The organism is Longimicrobiaceae bacterium (genome assembly GCA_035696245.1).
GTDB lineage: Bacteria > Gemmatimonadota > Gemmatimonadetes > Longimicrobiales > Longimicrobiaceae > DASRQW01.
Map to the genome: position 1 here is coordinate 1 of DASRQW010000445.1, position 1,577 is coordinate 1,577.

2 protein-coding genes are annotated in these 1,577 nt (G+C 72.9%); one reads left to right on the forward strand and one right to left on the reverse strand.

Annotated features, from left to right (window positions below; genetic code table 11):
• Positions 1-891: M14 family zinc carboxypeptidase (locus VFE05_20035; protein HET6232375.1), on the reverse strand; the 891-nt coding region annotated here is incomplete at its 3' end.
• Between the two features lie 256 nt (positions 892-1,147).
• Here VFE05_20035 and VFE05_20040 point away from each other — a divergent pair.
• A partial coding sequence (locus VFE05_20040) for a hypothetical protein (GenBank protein HET6232376.1) occupies positions 1,148-1,577 on the forward strand: 430 nt, incomplete at its 3' end.

The window sequence follows — 1,577 nt, forward strand, 5'->3', positions numbered from 1 at the left end:
GGCCGTGTAGTAGCCCCAGCCGTGCTGGTCGAACGCCCGCGCGTTCCCCTGCCCGAAGCGCTTGGCCCAGTCCAGCACGTACGCCGGGTAGATGGGGTTGATGGGCGCCGTGGCGGGGAAGAAGAAGTACGACGAGTTGTAGCCCATCTCGTGGAAGTCCACGTGCACCTGCGGGTTCCAGGTGCTCCACGTGGCCAGCCGCGCCCGCGTCTCGGGCTGCGTGCCCCACGCCCAGTCGCGGTTCAGGTCGAAGAGGTAGTGGTTGAAGCGCCCGCCCGGCCACGGCTCCTGGTGCTCGCGCGCCTGCGGGTTCGGGTTCGGCTTGGCGCCCACCACCGAGTTAAACCAGTTCACGTAGCGGTCGCGCCCGTCCGGGTTCGTGGTGGGGTCGATGACCACCACGAGCGAGTCCAGCACGCCGCGCACCTCGGGCGCGTTGCGGGCCAGGTCCCACGCCGTCCACATCGCCGCCTCGCTAGACGAGCTCTCGTTGCCGTGCACGCCGTAGCTGAAGTAGACCACCGCCGGGTTCGTGGTGGCGATCTGCCGCGCCCGCTCCGCCGTGGTCTCCACGCGCGCCAGCTCGGCGTTGGCGGCCAGGATCTGCGGCAGGCGCTGCATGTGCTCGGGCGTGGCGATGACCACCTGGTAAAGCTGGCGCCCCTCGGCGGTCATGCCGTACGGGCGGATCTCCACGGCCGGGGACGCGGCGTCGAGCGCGCGCATGTACTCGCGGACGCCCGCGTACGGCGTGAAGCGCTCGCCCAGGCCGTAGCCCAGCACGTCCGCGGGCGACGGGGGCGCCGCCGCCTGTGCCGCCGCGCGCAGCGGGGCCGCGGCCGCCAGCAGCGCCGCCGCGAGCGGGAGGATGCGATGTGTGGATGAGGTCATTCCTGGACCGGTTGCTCGGGGTGGGCGAGGGGCCGCGTGCGTGCGCTGGAACGGAACGCGCCGCGTCCGAAGCTACGGTGCCGCGCCCCGCCAGCGCAACGCGCGCCGCTTGACACCCGCCGCCGCCCCGGATAGCGTCCCGTGGCCTGCCGTGCGGACATATCCGTCTGCCGCGTGCTCGTTGGATGTGCATCGTCCGGCCGGCCGCCTCGTCCCAATGCGCGCGTCGTCATCCCTGCCCGAGCGGAATGGTCACTTGAGGAAATATCTGGTCCCCGCGCTGTGCGCCGCCCTCGCCATCTCCGGCTGCAAGCGGGAGACGGGCGGCATCTCGCGCGAGAAGTTCGTGAGGGGGAACCTGGCGCTGCGCTCCGTGCCGGACTCGCTGCCGGGCATGGACTCGGCGCGCACGGCGGCGCTGCGCAAGGCCGGCGTGACGCCCCGGCAGCTGCGCGACTACGTGAACCGGCACGGTACCAACGCGGACCTGATGTCGAGCGTGTGGTCCGAGATCGCCGACAGCCTGGATCGCCGCCTGAAGCCCAAGGGCAGCCCCGCGCCGGCACCCTCGGCGGGCGGGGGGCCCAGCATCACACGCGGGATCGTACCGCCCAAGCTCCAGCGCGCCGCCGTCCCTGCGCCGCAGCCCGCGCCGGTGCAACCCGCCCCGCCGCCCGCGCCTCAGC